General features: G+C 61.9%; 14 protein-coding genes. 4 read left to right on the top strand and 10 right to left on the bottom strand.

What is annotated here, in order from left to right; genetic code table 11:
• Window positions 1-104: 104 nt before the first annotated feature.
• The 5 genes from RZS28_RS15290 to RZS28_RS15270 all read right to left on the bottom strand — a co-directional run bounded on the left by RZS28_RS15290 (window position 105) and on the right by RZS28_RS15270 (window position 5,741).
• The gene (locus tag RZS28_RS15290) at window positions 105-395 is read right to left on the bottom strand and encodes an integration host factor subunit beta (protein WP_407338599.1); all 291 of its coding nucleotides are present in this window, start codon (window positions 393-395) and stop codon (window positions 105-107) included.
• Window positions 396-456: 61 nt separating this feature from the next.
• Window positions 457-1,431: a signal peptide peptidase SppA gene (sppA, locus tag RZS28_RS15285; RefSeq protein WP_407338598.1), complete on the bottom strand. Its 975-nt coding sequence runs from the start codon at window positions 1,429-1,431 to the stop codon at window positions 457-459.
• A gap of 242 nt (window positions 1,432-1,673) precedes the next feature.
• Window positions 1,674-2,372, bottom strand: a complete 699-nt coding sequence (locus RZS28_RS15280) for a phosphatidylserine decarboxylase (RefSeq protein ID WP_407338597.1) — start codon at window positions 2,370-2,372, stop codon at window positions 1,674-1,676.
• Window positions 2,373-2,471: 99 nt separating this feature from the next.
• A complete protein-coding gene (locus tag RZS28_RS15275) occupies window positions 2,472-4,385 on the bottom strand; it encodes an ABCB family ABC transporter ATP-binding protein/permease (RefSeq protein ID WP_407338596.1) in 1,914 nt (637 codons plus the stop codon).
• A 273-nt stretch (window positions 4,386-4,658) separates the two neighbouring features.
• Entirely contained in the window at window positions 4,659-5,741 is a 1,083-nt protein-coding gene (locus RZS28_RS15270) for a LysM peptidoglycan-binding domain-containing protein (protein ID WP_407338595.1), read from the bottom strand.
• A 171-nt stretch (window positions 5,742-5,912) separates the two neighbouring features.
• On the opposite strand from RZS28_RS15270, the gene RZS28_RS15265 reads away from it, so the two are divergent.
• Complete coding sequence (locus tag RZS28_RS15265) at window positions 5,913-6,548, top strand: TIGR00730 family Rossman fold protein (RefSeq protein WP_407338594.1); 636 nt, start codon at window positions 5,913-5,915, stop codon at window positions 6,546-6,548.
• 83 nt (window positions 6,549-6,631) lie between these two features.
• A complete protein-coding gene (locus RZS28_RS15260; RefSeq protein ID WP_407338593.1) occupies window positions 6,632-7,654 on the top strand; it encodes an energy transducer TonB in 1,023 nt (340 codons plus the stop codon).
• A gap of 41 nt (window positions 7,655-7,695) precedes the next feature.
• On the opposite strand, the gene cimA is transcribed toward RZS28_RS15260, so the two are convergent.
• Genes cimA through cysS form a run of 3 tightly spaced genes read right to left on the bottom strand, consistent with a single transcriptional unit; the run spans window position 7,696 to window position 11,392 of the window.
• Complete coding sequence (gene cimA, locus RZS28_RS15255; protein WP_407338592.1) at window positions 7,696-9,291, bottom strand: citramalate synthase; 1,596 nt, start codon at window positions 9,289-9,291, stop codon at window positions 7,696-7,698.
• The gene (locus tag RZS28_RS15250) at window positions 9,288-9,803 is read right to left on the bottom strand and encodes a GNAT family N-acetyltransferase (RefSeq protein ID WP_407338591.1); all 516 of its coding nucleotides are present in this window, start codon (window positions 9,801-9,803) and stop codon (window positions 9,288-9,290) included. Before RZS28_RS15250 ends, cimA begins: the two co-directional genes overlap by 4 nt.
• Window positions 9,800-11,392: a cysteine--tRNA ligase gene (cysS, locus tag RZS28_RS15245; RefSeq protein WP_407338590.1), complete on the bottom strand. Its 1,593-nt coding sequence runs from the start codon at window positions 11,390-11,392 to the stop codon at window positions 9,800-9,802. The genes RZS28_RS15250 and cysS overlap by 4 nt, the downstream gene beginning before the upstream one ends.
• 285 nt (window positions 11,393-11,677) lie before the next feature.
• On the opposite strand from cysS, the gene RZS28_RS15240 reads away from it, so the two are divergent.
• The gene (locus tag RZS28_RS15240) at window positions 11,678-12,007 is read left to right on the top strand and encodes a hypothetical protein (RefSeq protein ID WP_407338589.1); all 330 of its coding nucleotides are present in this window, start codon (window positions 11,678-11,680) and stop codon (window positions 12,005-12,007) included.
• A 33-nt stretch (window positions 12,008-12,040) separates the two neighbouring features.
• Here RZS28_RS15240 and RZS28_RS15235 read toward each other — a convergent pair whose 3' ends face one another.
• The gene (locus RZS28_RS15235; RefSeq protein ID WP_407338588.1) at window positions 12,041-12,574 is read right to left on the bottom strand and encodes a CreA family protein; all 534 of its coding nucleotides are present in this window, start codon (window positions 12,572-12,574) and stop codon (window positions 12,041-12,043) included.
• A gap of 174 nt (window positions 12,575-12,748) precedes the next feature.
• Between RZS28_RS15235 and RZS28_RS15230 the strand changes: the two genes are divergently transcribed.
• On the top strand, window positions 12,749-13,897 hold the full coding sequence (locus tag RZS28_RS15230; RefSeq protein WP_407338587.1) for a DUF2865 domain-containing protein: 1,149 nt from the start codon (window positions 12,749-12,751) through the stop codon (window positions 13,895-13,897).
• On the opposite strand, the gene RZS28_RS15225 is transcribed toward RZS28_RS15230, so the two are convergent.
• Window positions 13,860-15,227 carry a glutamate--tRNA ligase gene (locus RZS28_RS15225; protein ID WP_407341139.1) on the bottom strand — a complete coding sequence of 456 codons (1,368 nt, stop codon included), beginning with the start codon at window positions 15,225-15,227 and terminating at the stop codon, window positions 13,860-13,862. The genes RZS28_RS15230 and RZS28_RS15225 overlap by 38 nt on opposite strands.
• Window positions 15,228-15,260: the final 33 nt, after the last annotated feature.

Here is a 15,260-nt window from a genome sequence, read left to right as displayed (position 1 = left end):
AGGTTAGCGCGCCGCCGCGCGCTTCGGGCGTGTCTAGTTCTGGTGAAACGGGCTTGAAGCCGGCGTCGGGCCCAAATTGAAGCGGTCACACCGGCGATGGAAATCTAGCTGCGATAGCCTTCGTTCAACCGCTCGCGCATTTCCTTGCCGGTCTTGAAAAAAGGCACCGCCTTTTCATCCACCGCGACATGCGCGCCGGTGCGCGGATTGCGGCCGACCCTTGCGTCCCGGTGCTTCACGGAAAAAGCGCCGAACCCGCGCAGCTCCACTCTGTCGCCACGCGACAGAGCGTTGGTGATCTCATCAAGGATGGCGTTGACGATCTTTTCCACGTCGCGCAGGTAGAGATGCGGATTGCGGTCGGCAATGCGTTGCACAAGCTCCGATTTGATCATTCGCCCCGCCCTCGAAAGGAAGTCCCTGTCTCGAAAAGGAAAATTCGAGCTCCGCCACGCTTCAGTTTGCGCCGTCAACTTGCCAAATCGATACGAGACCGTCAAGCATGCGGCCCTGCGCAAGATCGGCGCTGCGGTCAAGCATGCGGCTTAATCCGTCGAGGTGCAGGAATTCCGCCAATTGCGCGGAAAGGCTCAAGATCCCGAGCCGCTCCAAAGCCCGTCCATGTTTCCAATCCCGCACCGGCAAACCCTTGCGCACGCCCTTTTCCTTCTCCAGCCAATCGATTGCGTCGCGCTCGCCGCCGAGGCGATCGACGAGATGCAAATCAATCGCCTGATGGCCGGTGAAAACCCTGCCGTCCGCGACAACGTCAAGCTGCGCGTCGGTCATGTCGCGGCGCGCCTTCACGAGCGATTTGAACCAATCGTAACTGTCGCTGATAAGGGACGCCAAAGCCGCGCGCGCTTCGGGGCTCGCCGGCTCGAACATATTCGGCGCAGCCTTGAGCGGCGAGGACTTGACCTCCTCCACCTTCACCCCGAGCGTATCGAGCAGTTTTGCAAAGTTCGGATATTGGACAAGAACGCCGATCGAGCCGACAAGCGACGTGCCTTGCGCCACGATCTGATCCGCGCCGAGCGCGGCGAGATAGCCGCCCGAAGCGGCCATGGTTCCGACGACGGCTACGGTCGGCTTCTTCGCGGCAAGGCGGCGGAACGCATCATAAAGCCGCTCCGCTCCAGACGTCGTGCCGCCAGGACTTTCAATCGACACCAAAACCGCCGCAGCGTCCGACTCTTCAATGTCGTGGATCAGCTTCAGAGTGTCGCGATCCCCCGTGATCACGCCTTCAATCGAGAGCCGCGCGATATGGGGCGTGAAGCGCAAGGGCGCGTCCGCGCCGAAAAGGCGAAAGCCCCAAAAAAAGACGGCGGCGATGAGCAAGGCGAATGCGGCGACGCGCCAAAACGACAATTGGCGGCGCAGAAGCCGACGCTCGACGAGATACTCCGCGAAAAGGGGCGCAGCCATTGGCAATCCAGACGTTCGAGTTCTTCTCGCAGCCGAAATACTATCGCCGTGACTAAGCAGAGGCTCAGGCCGAACCGGATCTGCCCGGTTCTCGCCTTTGAGCAGGGCTTTCAAATTCGATCGGGATCATCCGCGCCCGCGATCGCGGCGGACAGACCTATCCAGAAAGATGAGAATAATCTGTGTGGTTCTACCGATTGGCCCCAAGGGACGCAATAGGCGCAGCCGGGCGCCGCACCCGCTCACCCGGATTTGAAATTGCGCCGCGGCGCATTGGCTCCGAGTTCGGCGAGCACGGTCTCGCCCGCTATGGCCTTCGAGCCTATCGTGACCAAAACCCGCGCCGCCGAAGGCAAATAGACATCGACGCGCGAGCCGAACCTGATCAAGCCGAACCGCTCGCCGGCTTCGAGACTCTCGCCCTGTCGCACGAAGCAGACGATGCGCCGCGCGATGAGCCCGGCGATCTGCACCACGCCGAAGCGGCCTGCGGCGGATTCTATGACAATGCCGTTACGCTCATTGTCCTCGCTCGCCTTGTCGAGGTCGGCGTTGAGGAAAACCCCCGGCCTATAGGCGATCTTGACGACGCGGCCGCGGACCGGCGCCCGATTCACATGGCAATCGAACACCGACATGAAAACCGAAATGCGCTGCAGCGGCTCCACGCCGAGGCCGAGCTCCGGCGGCGCTATGAAAAAGCCGATCGAGCTTACGACGCCATCGGCCGGCGAGACGACCAGCGTGTCGTCGATAGGCGTATGGCGCGCCGGATCGCGAAAAAAATAAATGCACCAGGCCGTCGCTATGCCGCCGATCCAACCGAGCGCGCTGAAAAACGAGCCCAGAATGAGAGTGGCGAGGCCGAAAGCGGCGACAAAAATATAGCCCTCGGGATGGATGGGCGTGAGCTGCCTGCGGATCGAATCGATAATCGACATGAAACAATCCCGTTCTCGCAACAATCCTTCGACACCGCATCCGGCTTTGCATGAAGCCGCCTGGATCGCAAGCGCGCTTACTGGGAAAGCGCCGCAGCGTCATGCGTCCGACGCAATGGCCGCATCCTTATCCATCGGGGCGTCCGCGTCCGGATCTTCCGCGGTCTCCGAAGCCTCGCCGCCGGAGTCTTGCGGCTCGATCTTGATGCTGAGCGTCGCGCCTTCCTCGATCGCGGCGCGGCGCAAGGTTTCCTCGGCGCGCCGGAGGTCATGCTGCCGGCTCCACATGGCGGCGTAGACGCCGTTTCGCGCCAAAAGCTCGGCATGCGAACCGCGCTCGACGATCATGCCCTTGTCGAGCACGATGATCTCGTCGGCGTTGACGACCGTGGAGAGCCTATGCGCGATGATCAGCGTCGTGCGGCCTTTGGCGACGCGATCGAGCGCATCCTGAATCTCACGTTCCGTAAAGGAGTCGAGCGCCGAGGTCGCTTCGTCGAGGATAAGGATGGGCGGCCCCTTCAACAAGGTCCGCGCGATGGCCACCCGCTGCTTTTCGCCGCCGGAGAGCTTCAGTCCGCGCTCGCCGACTTGCGCTTCATAGCCGCCGGGCGCGAGCTCGATGAAGCGATCGATCTGCGCCAGGCGCGCCGCCTCCTTCATTTCCGCCTCGCTCGCCTCGAATCGGCCGTAGCGGATATTGTAGGCGATCGTATCGTTGAAAAGCACCGTGTCCTGCGGGACGATTCCGATCGCCGCGCGAAGCGACGCCTGCGTCACAAGCGCGATGTCCTGCCCATCGATCGTGATGCGCCCGGACGCAGGCTCATAGAAACGAAAGATGAGGCGCGAAATCGTGGACTTGCCGGCGCCGGATTGGCCGACGATCGCCAAGGTCTTGCCGGCCGGCGCCTCGAAGGTCACGCCATTCAGGATGGGGCGGCGCGGGTCATAGTGGAAAAAAACATTCTCGAAGCGTAGCCGGCCTTGCCTGACGACAAGAGGCTTGGCGCCGGGCCGATCCTCGACCTCCGGGTTCTGGGTCAATATGTCGAACATCATCTCGATATCGATCATCGCCTGCCTGATCTCGCGATAGACGAGGCCCATATAGCTCAGCGGCTGATAGAGCTGGATCATCATCGCATTGACGAGAACGAAATCGCCGATCGTATGGGCGCCGCTTCTGACGCCGCTGGCGCTCATCGCCATGACCGTCGTCAAGCCAATGGTGAAAATGATCGCCTGCCCGGCGTTGAGCAAGGCGAGCGACGTGTAGGTCTTGACGCTCATGCGCTCGTAACGCGCGACGGACTTGTCGTAGCGAAGCTTCTCGCGCTCCTCGGCGTTGAAATATTTGACCGTCTCGAAATTGAGAAGGCTGTCGATCGCCTTGGCGTTGGCGTCGGAGTCGCTCTCGTTCATGGCGCGGCGGATCGCGATCCGCCAATTCGTCGCCGCCGTGGTGAAGGCGAGATAGGCGAGGATCATCGTCGCCACAACGGCGACATAGCGCCAGTCGAACTGAAGCAAAAGCACGACGAGGATCATGCCGAATTCGATAAGCGTCGGGATCGCCGTCAGCGTGGTGGTGCGAACGATCGTCTCGATCGAATCGCGGCCGCGTTCGAGCACACGCGTGAGGCTGCCGGTCTTGCGCTCCAAGTGAAAGCGGAGCGAAAGCAGATGCAGATGCGTGAAGACATCCCGGGCGAGACGGCGCACGGCGTGCATCGCGACGTCAGCGAAAATGGCGTCGCGCCCTTGCGTGAAGAGCGCCATGGCGATGCGCAAGCCGCCATAAGCGAGCGTAAAGGCGAATGGCGCCGCGATGACGCCGAAGACCGGACGGCTCGTCGGGTCCGTCAAGGCGTCGGTCGCCCATTTGAAGGAATAGGGAACCGCGATCGTGACGAGCTTCGCCGCCAGCAAAAGCGCCAGCGAGGCGTAAATCCGCAGCCTCAGGTCGCGCCGGTCCGACGGCCAAATATAGGGCCAGAGCTTTCGCGCCATCGCCGCGATCCTGGCCTTTGGCGCGGATCCGCCGGCAGCGTGCGAAGAAAGCAGAGGAGAGAACATCAGGCTCGTGTTGTTTCGCGATGAGGCGGCGCCGGGGTTTGACGCTGGAAAAAAGACGAGGCGCGACGCCGGCCTCAGCTCTCCCCATATAGGAGGCTTAACGAAGAATCGCACTCCGCCTCGGCGAACTCCGAGAAGAACGACCATGCGCCGGGAGACCGTTGGGGCGCGCCGTCTCGGCCATAGACGCGGCCTCTATGGCCGGGATCATGGCTCATGGTCTTTAGGCATCACGAAAATCTGACCGGGATAGATCTTGTGCGGATCGCGTATCTGCGACGCATTGGCGGCGTAGATTTCCGTGTAATGAACGCCTTTGCCGAGAATTTTCCGGCTGAGCCGCCAAAGGCTATCGCCCCGCTGAACGGTCGCCGTCTCGGCTTGGCCGGCCGCGGCGTCCGCGTCGCGCAGCGCCGCAGATCCGGGCCGCGCCGGCGGCGCGGCGGCGGGGAATTCGAATGGAATCTCCGCACGAGAGACGACCGCCGCGTTGGACTGGTCGATCTCGTCGGCGCGCAAGGCGTAGCGGCCGGGAGGAAGGCTCTTGGCGAGCTTCAAGGACCACCGGCCATCGGCTCCTGTCGCCACGTCGGAAAGCGGCGCATCATTGAGATAAAGGCGGATCACCGCCCCCGGCTTTGCGACGCCGGAGGTGAAGAAACCTCCGTTCGGCTCGACTTCGGCCGTCTTGAACGCGACGCGCGAGAAAGCCGAGGCATCCGAGGCCGAGATGGCGCGGCGAACCTCGACGGCTTGCTCGGCGGTGGGATCGCTCAAGAGGACCGTCGCCGCGCCTGGCTCCGCGAGGGCGACCATGACTTGACCCTTGCCTTTTTCGGGCACGGAGACGGCGACGCTCTGAAGCGAAATGCTCAGGTCTCCGATGCGCGGCCGCATCCGCAGCTTCAGGGCATAGTCGCCCGGCGGCAAAGGCCGCGGCTGAAGCACGAAAAAACCGGCGGAATCGGCCAAGCCTTCAGCGAGGGTTTTACTGCCGGACATCAGCGCCACTTTCGCATCGGGAAGGGCTCGACCCGCGACGACGGTCTCGCCCGAGGGTTCGACGCGGACGATGTCGAATTGCGGCAGCGCCGACGCTATAGCAAGCGGCAACTTTTCCCGCGCCGCGTCGCCGCCGCTCGCAATCCTCGCCGAAGAGCCATCTTGGGCGGCGCCCGGCGCCTCCCAATCGAACTTGACCGGCGCCATGCTCCGCCAGAATCCGCTCCCCACGAGCAGCAACACAGCGAAGCAAAAACCAAGCAGAAGCGCTGTGGCCTTCAGGCGCATCGGAAACTCCCATGCCACGACGATAGAGCATTTTCTCGAAGAGGCGCGAATTTATCGAGAGAAAATTAATACAGCGCCGACAAACCGACGACCTGTTCGCAACAGCTTCGGCGGCGCAGCGGACGCCGCAAAACCCTTGACCCTATAGGGAGGGCTTGCGACAAGCAGGCCATGTCACCAAAACAGATTGCCGTCGAGGTCAGCCCTCGGCGGGTGCGGAGAATTTGCGTTTACTGCGGTTCAGCCCAAGGCGCGGACCCTATTTATGTAGCGGCGGCGACAAGCCTTGGCCGCGCCATGGCGAAGGCGGGCGTTGGCCTCGTCTATGGCGGCGGCGGCAATGGCCTCATGGGGGCAATCGCCCGATCGGTGCTCGCCGGCGGCGGCGAAGTCGTGGGAATCATTCCGGATTTTCTGCAAGGCAAGGAACAGCCACTGGCCAATCTCCAGGAATGCGTCGTCGTGCCAGATATGCACACGCGCAAACGCTTGATGTTCGAGCGAGCCGACGCCTTCGTCGCTTTGCCCGGCGGCATCGGCACTTTGGAGGAACTGGTCGAGCAATTGACCTGGGTGCAGCTTGAACGTCACTCCAAGCCGGTCGTCATCGCCGATATCGCAGGGTTCTGGCAACCTCTGCTCGGTCTTTTCGCCCATATGCGCGAGCGCCGGTTCATTCAATCTTCTTTCGAAGTCCGCTATCTTGTCGCGGAAAAAATCGACGATATCCTACCAATGATCGAGACGGCCGCGGCCAAGGCTGATTTTCTCGGAGCCCGAAAGGAGAATGTCGATCCACGATTGTAAAATCTATTCATTCGTGACTTTGTCTGTGGCGGCGTCGTTCCTCGATCGCGTTTCATCGTGACCCTCGACCACTGACATTCGGCATGACCCTCAAGGCAGATCCAGGCGAACGTCTGCTCTCGCCGCCGGACCCCTCCGCGCCGGCGCGCAAGCGGGGGTTTATTCTGCTTTTAGTCGTGTGCTTCTTGATCCACGCCAGCTTGATCGCGCTCCTCCTTCACGAGGACCAGCCGGAGAACGGCGCGACGACGCAGGATCAGGAAATTCCAGTCGAGGTCGTCGTGCTGCCGCCGCCGGAAGAGAAACCCGAGCCGCAACAAAAGAACGCTCCGCCACCGCTCGATCTCGTGACGCCGCCCGTAGTCAAAGCGAAGCCGCCGCCGGAAAAGGTCAAGCTCGAAGACGTAGAAATCGCCCATGACGCCCCGAGCGCGGGCAATGCCGCGACGACGGCGAAGGGAACTCCCGACGCGGAGACGAAAGCGCCTCGCACGGCGCCGCCGCCGAAGCTCGTCTCGCCAAAGCGGGCGCAAAACCAGCCCGAACAGGAAAAAGCCGAGGCTTCGGCGAAAGACGCGCCCCCTAACCCGGCCGCGCCGTCGGCGGCGCCAAAGATCGCTGACGACAACCCCGACGCCGAACCGCTCGACAAGGCCGAACCGGAGCAGCCCGCCCAGCCAAAACAAACGCCGGCGCAACAAGACACCAAGAAGCCGACGACCCAGGGCAGGAAGATCACGGTGGCCCAGCAGCTCGCCGCTTTGTCTCCCGCCCCAAGTTTTTCGCTTGGCTCAACGGCCAAGTCCGCGCCTATCGCCGGAGGAACCGAAAGAGCCAGCTATGAGTCCCTGCTCTTTGGCTTGATCAAGCGGCAAATGCATTATCCCGCCAGTCTTCGCGGCCGCCACATGGCTGGCGGAGGCTTGATCAGTCTGTATGTCGACGAATTGGGCAATCTAACGCATGAGGCGCTTTATCGCGCGAGCGGAGTGCCTGATCTCGACGCCGCATGGTTCGCCGCCGTCCGTCGCGCGGCGCCCTTCCCTGCCCCGCCCAGAGGACTGCCGCATGCCTTCACCCTGGGCTATCCAATCGAGATGGAGTAAAGGCCAGCGAGCGCCAGACGAAGATGGAAACGCGCAGCGTTTTACTGCGCGCCCGACTTCAGCAGCTTGTAGGTGATGGCGTCGGTCAGCGCCTGGAACGAGGCGTCGATGATATTGGCCGAAACGCCAACCGTCGACCAGCTTTCTCCGGTTACGTCCCGAAACTCGATCAGGACGCGCGTCACGGCGTCAGTGCCGCCCTGAAACACGCGGACGCGATAATCGACGAGCTCGAGATCCTCGATGAAGCATTGATATTTGCCGAGGTCCTTGCGCAAGGCGAGGTCGAGCGCATTGACCGGGCCTTCGCCTTCGGCGGCCGAGATCAGAGTCTCGCCATCGACGCAAACCTTGACAGTGGCCTCCGACACCGTGACCAGATCGCCTTGCGCATTGTGGCGGCGCTCGACATTGACGCGAAAACGCTCGACCTCGAAATAGTTCGGCGCCTCGCCCAGAGCCCGCCTGGCGAGCAATTCGAACGAGGCGTCGGCGCCCTCATAGGCATAGCCTAACGCTTCCTTTTGCTTGACCTCATCGAGCAGATGCGCGACGCGCCGATCGTCCTTGTCGAGGCGCACGCCGATCCTCTCAAGCTCGGAGAGTATGTTGGATTTGCCGGCCTGGTCGGAGACGAGCAGCCTGCGCTTGTTGCCGACGCTCTCAGGCGCAACATGCTCATAGGTGCGCGGCTCCTTCATGACCGCGGAGGCGTGAATGCCAGCCTTTGTGGCGAAGGCCGAGGCGCCGACATAGGGCGCGTGGCGGTTCGGCGCCCGGTTCAGCAATTCGTCGAGCGTGTGGCTGATCTTGGCGAGCGACGACAATTTTTCGAACGGCACGCCAATCTCGAAGTTTTCCGCGAAGTCGGGCTTCAGCAAAAGCGTCGGGATCAATGAGACGAGATTGGCGTTGCCGCAGCGTTCGCCGAGCCCGTTCAGCGAGCCCTGGATCTGCCTTGCGCCTGCGCGCACCGCCGCGAGCGAATTGGCGACCGCATTCTCGGTGTCGTTATGGGCGTGGACGCCGAGATGGGAGCCAGGCACTTGGCGCGCGACTTCCGTAACAATGCGCTCGATCTCATGCGGCAGCGTTCCGCCATTGGTGTCGCAAAGCACGATCCAACGCGCGCCCGCCGCGTAGGCGGCCTTGGCGCATTCGAGCGCGTAATCGGGGTTCGCCTTGAACCCGTCGAAGAAATGCTCGCAATCCAGGATCGCCTCGCGCGGCTTGCCGAGCGCCGCCTTGATCGACTCTGTGATCGAGGCGATGTTCTCCTCGAGCGTGCATCCAAGCGCGACATGGACATGATAATCCCAGGTCTTGGCGACGTAAGTGACGACATCGGCGTCGGCTGCAAGCAGGGTCGCCAAACCCGGATCGTTCGCGGCGGACCGCCCTGCCCGCTTGGTCATGCCGAAGGCCGCGAAACGCGCATGGCGCAGCTTGGGTTTTGCTGAAAAGAACTCCGTGTCGAGCGGATTGGCGCCCGGATAGCCGCCCTCGATATAATCGAGCCCGAGACTATCGAGCATGGCGGCGATATGGCGCTTGTCGGCGAGCGAAAAATCGACGCCTGTCGTCTGCGCGCCATCGCGCAAAGTCGTGTCGAAAAGGGTAAGCTTTTCGCGCGTCACAGCCGTTTGTCCTGTGCGGATTTGGACGACAGCTTTTTCGTCATACGCGTATTGCCGAGATACACGCCATCGAGATCGATCGTATTGCGGCGCTGCGCCACATAGCCATGCTTTTCGAAAAAGGGCTTTGCGGTGTCGCTGGCGTCGGTTTCGAGCGTCGCCACGCCGCGCGCGGCGGCGAGTTTCTCGATGGCGTCGATCAAGGCGCTTGCGACGCCGCTGCGGGCGACGGCCGGATGAACATAGAGCTGGTCGATCAGGCCGCCCTCCTGCAAAGAGATAAAGCCCACCGGGCCGCCGCCGATCAGCGCGATGAGGGTCAAGCCTTTGGCAAGGCTGCGGTCGAATGCCTCCTCGTCATCCGCGCGCGAGGCCCAGGCGCGGCGCTGCGACTCGTCGTAATCGTCCGCGGTCAATTCCTCGATCGCGGCGAGGCGGATCTCGGCGAGAAGCGGAAGGTCGGCGGAAAGGAAAGGCCGCAGCGTGGGTTTTGGAAAAGCGCTGGCGTTCATCGCTTCGGCTCCCAGGATGTCGTGCCATCCTTGTTGTCCTTCAGCGCGATCCCCATCGCGTCGAGTTTTTCGCGCAAACGATCGGACTCAGCCCAGTTCTTGTTTTTCCGCGCGTCAATGCGCGCTGCTATCAACCGTTCGATACGTTGTTCTGTCGGTTCCTCAAAGCTATCGCGCACGCTTATTGTTAGGCGGCCGCGATCAACTGCGCTGCCTCCATTTCCAATATCAACTTCGGCATCGAATCCTTGAGCACGAATGAGCGAAAGACATTCACTTGCTGATGTACGAAGATTGTTCGAGCTGAAGTTCTTGAAACGAATCAGATCGTCGCGGACGGAAATATATTGGTCCAGTTTTTCGTCTGGAATCGAGCTCACAAATCCGTCACTGAACACTGGTGGGCGATCCAGATTTTGTAAGCCCAATAGGGCTGCGTTCACCGCAAAAACGCCCGCGTCCGAATAATTCCTTTTGCCCAATTCTGCCAATTGACGAAGACGAGCCAGAGCTAGCGGCGTATTCAAGTCATCGTCCAGCGCCGCCAGTAGTTCTTCGTCCGCAAGCGACCAATCCGGCTCTTGGTATTTTTTTTCGGACGCCATATCGGTAATGATCTTGGCGAAAGAGTGCATTTCCGTTCTGCTTCGTTGCAGCTCATCGGACCGCCAATCAATTGGCTGCCGATAATGCGTCTTGAGCATATTGAATCGAATTACCGCGCCAGAATATTTGCCCAGCAACTCGCGGATCGTCACGAAATTCCCCAGGCTTTTGGACATTTTCTCGCCTTCGACCTGGAGATGTCCGTTGTGCATCCAGATATTCGCCATCACCTGATGGCCGAAGGCGGAGCAGGTCTGCGCGACTTCGTTTTCATGATGCGGAAAGACGAGGTCTATGCCGCCGCCGTGAATGTCGAAAATCTCGCCAAGATAGCGCCAGCTCATCGCCGAGCATTCGATATGCCAGCCGGGCCGGCCGCGGCCCCAGGGGCTCTCCCAACCCGGCTCATCAGGGCGTGAAGGCTTCCAGAGCACGAAATCCATCGGGCCGCGCTTGTAGGGCGCCACTTCGACCCGCGCGCCCGCGATCATATCGTCGAGGGGCCGCTTCGAGAGCTTGCCGTAATCCGGCATGGACGGAACGTCGAAAAGCACGTGGCCTTCCGCCGCATAGGCATGGCCCTTGGCGATCAGCCTTTCGATGATCGCGATCATTTCCGTTATATGCTCGGTCGCGCGGGGCTCTACCGTTGGCGGCAAGCAGCCGAGCGCGGCGGCGTCTTCGTGAAAGATCTCGGTCATCTCATTGGTCAGCACCCTGATGTCGACGCCGCGCTCAGCCGCGCGCGCGTTGATCTTGTCGTCGACGTCGGTGATGTTGCGGACATAAGTGACATGATCCGCGCCATAGATATGGCGCAGCACCCGAAACAGGACATCGAAGACGATCAGCATTCGGCCATTGCCTATATGCAGATGGTCATAGACCGTCGGGCCGCAGGCGTAGAGCCGCACATTCGAGCGGTCGATCGGCTCGAAGAGCTGCTTCTGGCGCGTGAGCGTATTGTAAAGCCGCAACGACATGTCTTCCCCTTAGCGCCGGCGCTGCCTGGGGTGTCGAGGTCGGACTCTTTCAAGAGGACAAGACGGCTCCAGCCAGCGGCAAGGCTAGCCGATACATATAATGCTGGCAGCGATGATGGTCCGGCGCGCGCCGGTCAAGCTCGTCATCGAAAAACTATGCGCGCCTAAGGCTTCCTGCGTCAAGCGCTTCGCTCGGCGGCGGATCGGTTTCGCCAAGTTAACGGTTTTTTCAAGCGCTTTCGACAGACTTATTTCCGCCGATCCCGCCAAACTTTCGAGTTCCCCATGTCGATAACCTCCCGTGAGCGCCGCAATCTGTTCCGCCTCGTCCTTTTCCTGATCAGCGGAGTCTTGGCGGCCTTCGCCCTCGGAATCTCGGCGAGGGCGGGCGAAAGCCATATCCTGATCATCCCCCCGGACGACGGCTATGGATACCAGGAATGCCTGGCGGAAAAATCGCCTTGCGGGTTGATCGTCGCTGACGCCTGGTGCGAGGCGCATGGGCTCGCCGCCTCCAAATCCTACGGGCCGGCCGACGCCGCGAGCCCGTCGATCGATGAAACGCGGCGAGCCGACATCAGGCCGGGCTCCTTCCTCGTCGCTTGCGGCGAATGACCAAAATGAATGGCGCGGCCGATCGAGCCGCGCTCAACCTTTGACCCAGTCGGCGCATTTGGGCGCATCATTTCCGCCCCAGGGCTCCACCGGAACCGTCGAGGTCGAGTTTTTCGGCGAACCCTCGATCAACTTGTCTGTATAAACCATATAAATCAAAACGTTGCGCTTCACGTCGCAGCCCCGCACGATCTGCATTTTCTTGAAGAAAAGAGAGCGCCGCTCGCGGAAAACGATGTCGCCTTGATCGAATTTCTCCTTGAACTTGACCGGTCCATATTGGCGGCATGCAAGCGAAATATCGGAAACCTCCTCGGCCACCCCGAACATGCCGGCGATCCCGCCCTTTTCAGGCACGGTGAAATGGCAGGCGACGCCATCCACGATAGGATCGTCGATCCCATAGGTCGCCAATTTATCGTTCGGCGTCAGCAAGTTGAAGACTGTCGACTTGCGGAAGATCAAATCCGGCGAGTCGGACGCCGCCTCGCCGCGCCCCGCGGCCAAGGCCACGGCTGCAAGCGTCGCAAATCCCAAGAACAAAAGGCGAAATCCAGGTAAAGACATTGGCGCGGTTCTCTCTGATTCCCATCACAGATATGGTCAAAGTCGAGGCGGAATAAAAGGGACGCTCGCGCTTTGCCGCCGGTTTTCGACGCGCTGGGCGGCGAAATTCCAACATGGCCATGATAACACCACCATGGGATGACAAATCGGCGAACCGGCGCAAGAGGCTTCCTAATGACTTATTTGTGCGACTTTCGCGGCGCTCTCCCCTATTCGCTTAAACGCCGTTGCGCCCGCCTATGGATCGCCCTTGCGGCCGTGATGCTCGCGCATGGCCCGGCCCTCGCGCAAGCCGTTGACTGCGCGCGGCTCCCAGCTGAGATCGCCGCGCTCGACCAAGCGCGCCCGGCCCGCCCCAGCCGCTATGCCGGCGCCATCCAAAAGCAGCGCGCCGAACTCGATCGCACGATCAGCTCGGCCCGGTCACTCGGCTGCAACCGGCCGCAAATCCCTATCTTCGGCCAGCCCTTGCCGGCGCGTTGTCCGGCCCTCAACGCCCAGATTCAGCAGATGCAGGCGAGTCTTGGACAATTGCAGGCCGCCGCCGGCGCGTCGGACCCCGCCGCCGCGAGACAGGACCTGATCGCGCGCTATAACGCCTATTGCCGGGGATCGGTTCAGGCGGCGGCGCAACCCCAGCAACGCGGATTTTTTGAGCAGCTTTTCGGCGGAGCGCTTTTGCCCCAGCCGCCCATGCCGATTCCGGCGCCCTTGGATCCGGCCGAGGAGGACCATACGCCGCGCGGCGGCTCGCAAGCGGTCTGCGTGCGCAGCTGCGACGGCGGTTTCTTTCCGCTCAATTATTCGGCGCGACGCGATCCGGATCAGTTGACGAACCTTTGCCAGGCGTTGTGCCCGAACGCCTCCGTCAGCGTCTATACGCGCGCCCCCTTTAGCGAAATCAGCACCGCCGTCTCGCTCGACGACGGCAGCGCCTATTCGGATTTGCCGAACGCCTTGAAGTTTCAAAAGAGCTTCGAACCCTCCTGCACCTGCAAACCGGCCGGACAATCCTGGGCCCAGGCGCTGTCCGGAGCGGAGCGCCTGATCGGCCAGGATCGCCGGGGCGACATCATGGTCACCGAAGAGAAGTCGGTGGAATTATCGGCGCCCAAGGCCGACAACAAGAAACAGGGAAGGCCGGGCGTCGAACCTTCCTCCGCCGCGGCGAGGGGAGAGTCCTCGAGCCCCGGGGCGACAAGCAACCCAGGCAAGGCGTCATCCGGCGGAGCCGCGCCTCTTCAGGGTCCAGACCAGTTCCAGGACATTATCGGTCCGGACGGGGTCAAGCGACGCGTCCGGATAGTCGGGCCGACGCTTTGACCTTGCCGATCAGCGGCAGGAGCGCGGCCAGCTCCGGCCCGGTCTCGCGCCCCGTCAAGGCGAGCCGCAAGGGATGATATAGGGCCCTGCCCTTGCGCCCTGTCCGATCCTTCAAGACATTCGTCCAGACCGTCCAGGCCGTTTCGTCCCAAGGCTCCTCCGGCAGAATATCGCAGGCTTTCGCCAGAAATTCCGCATCCTCGGCGACCGGCGGTATTTCGCCCTCGACGATGCGCCACCAGTCCACGACATCGAGGAAGGTGGAAATATTGCCGCGCACCGCAAGCCAGAAGGCCTTCGCCTTATAGCCCGCGATGTCATGCGCGGCGAGCCGGTCGCGCACCGCCTCGAAGCTCAATCCGTGCAAGGTGCGGGCGGACAATCCGGCAAGCTCCACCGGATCAAAACGCGTCTGCGTGCGCGAGATCTGGCTGAGGTCGAGCGACGCGGCGAGCTCGTCGAGGCTCGCGACGGGATGCAGCGCGACGGACGATCCGATCAAGACCGCCGCCGCGGCGACCGCGAGCGATTCGATTCCCTGCTCGCGCAAGCCGCCGATCGACAAGGAGCCCGTGCGTTTCGAGAGGCCTTCGCCGCTCGCGGAGGACAAAAGATTGTGATGCGCAAAGCCTGGGACGGCCCCTGAGCCGGACCCCGCCGCGATCAAAGCTTCGAAAAGCTGGATTTGCACGGCGGTATTGGTGACATGATCCTCGCCGCGGATAATGAGATTGACCCTCCGGTCGAGGTCGTCGACGACCGAGGGCAGCGTGTAGAGATAGGTGCCGTCCTCTCGCAGAAGCACCGGATCGGAGAGCGACGCGCAATCGATATGGCTCTCGCCGCGCACGAGATCGCTCCAATGCGCGATCTTCTGATCGAGCTTGAACCGCCAATGCGGGCGGCGCCCCTCGGTCTCGAGCTTCGCCCGCTCGGCGGCGGAAAGATCGAGGCTCGACCGGTCATAGACCGGAGGCAGGCCGCGCGCCTGCTGGCGCTTGCGCTTGCGGTCGAGCTCCTCGGCGGTCTCGTAACAGGGATAGAGCCGGCCGGCGCCGCGTAAGGCCTCGGCGGCGGCGTGGTAGAGCGCTATCCGCTCCGACTGGCGAAAGACGGCGTGAGGAGCGATTCCGAGCCAGGCGAGATCGACTTCGATCGCCTGGGCGAACTCCTCCTTGGACCTTTCCACATCAGTGTCATCGAAGCGAAGAATGAATTCGCCATGATGCTTTTTTGCGTAAAGGAAGTTCAACAGCGCCGTCCGCGCGTTGCCGATGTGAATATAGCCGGTCGGCGACGGTGCGAAGCGGACAATTGGATGCGGCATCATCTTCCCTGACGATTGCGCCGCAGGCCGCCGTTT

The organism is Methylocapsa polymorpha (assembly GCF_045689225.1).
In the GTDB taxonomy this organism is placed as follows: domain Bacteria; phylum Pseudomonadota; class Alphaproteobacteria; order Rhizobiales; family Beijerinckiaceae; genus Methylocapsa; species Methylocapsa polymorpha.
This window is presented reverse-complemented; position numbering and strand designations above follow the sequence as displayed.

Excerpts from the sequence above, each read along its gene's own strand:
- RZS28_RS15250 (WP_407338591.1), bottom strand. The coding sequence starts at position 9,803 with ATGAACGCCAGCGCTTTTCCAAAACCCACGCTGCGGCCTTTCCTTTCC.
- RZS28_RS15270 (WP_407338595.1), bottom strand. The coding sequence starts at position 5,741 with ATGCGCCTGAAGGCCACAGCGCTTCTGCTTGGTTTTTGCTTCGCTGTG.
- RZS28_RS15260 (WP_407338593.1), top strand. The coding sequence starts at position 6,632 with ATGACCCTCAAGGCAGATCCAGGCGAACGTCTGCTCTCGCCGCCGGAC.
- RZS28_RS15225 (WP_407341139.1), bottom strand. The coding sequence starts at position 15,227 with ATGATGCCGCATCCAATTGTCCGCTTCGCACCGTCGCCGACCGGCTAT.
- RZS28_RS15240 (WP_407338589.1), top strand. The coding sequence starts at position 11,678 with ATGTCGATAACCTCCCGTGAGCGCCGCAATCTGTTCCGCCTCGTCCTT.
- cysS (WP_407338590.1), bottom strand. The coding sequence starts at position 11,392 with ATGTCGTTGCGGCTTTACAATACGCTCACGCGCCAGAAGCAGCTCTTC.
- RZS28_RS15230 (WP_407338587.1), top strand. The coding sequence starts at position 12,749 with ATGACTTATTTGTGCGACTTTCGCGGCGCTCTCCCCTATTCGCTTAAA.
- RZS28_RS15280 (WP_407338597.1), bottom strand. The coding sequence starts at position 2,372 with ATGTCGATTATCGATTCGATCCGCAGGCAGCTCACGCCCATCCATCCC.
- RZS28_RS15235 (WP_407338588.1), bottom strand. The coding sequence starts at position 12,574 with ATGTCTTTACCTGGATTTCGCCTTTTGTTCTTGGGATTTGCGACGCTT.
- RZS28_RS15290 (WP_407338599.1), bottom strand. The coding sequence starts at position 395 with ATGATCAAATCGGAGCTTGTGCAACGCATTGCCGACCGCAATCCGCAT.
- sppA (WP_407338598.1), bottom strand. The coding sequence starts at position 1,431 with ATGGCTGCGCCCCTTTTCGCGGAGTATCTCGTCGAGCGTCGGCTTCTG.
- RZS28_RS15275 (WP_407338596.1), bottom strand. The coding sequence starts at position 4,385 with ATGGCGCGAAAGCTCTGGCCCTATATTTGGCCGTCGGACCGGCGCGAC.
- RZS28_RS15265 (WP_407338594.1), top strand. The coding sequence starts at position 5,913 with ATGTCACCAAAACAGATTGCCGTCGAGGTCAGCCCTCGGCGGGTGCGG.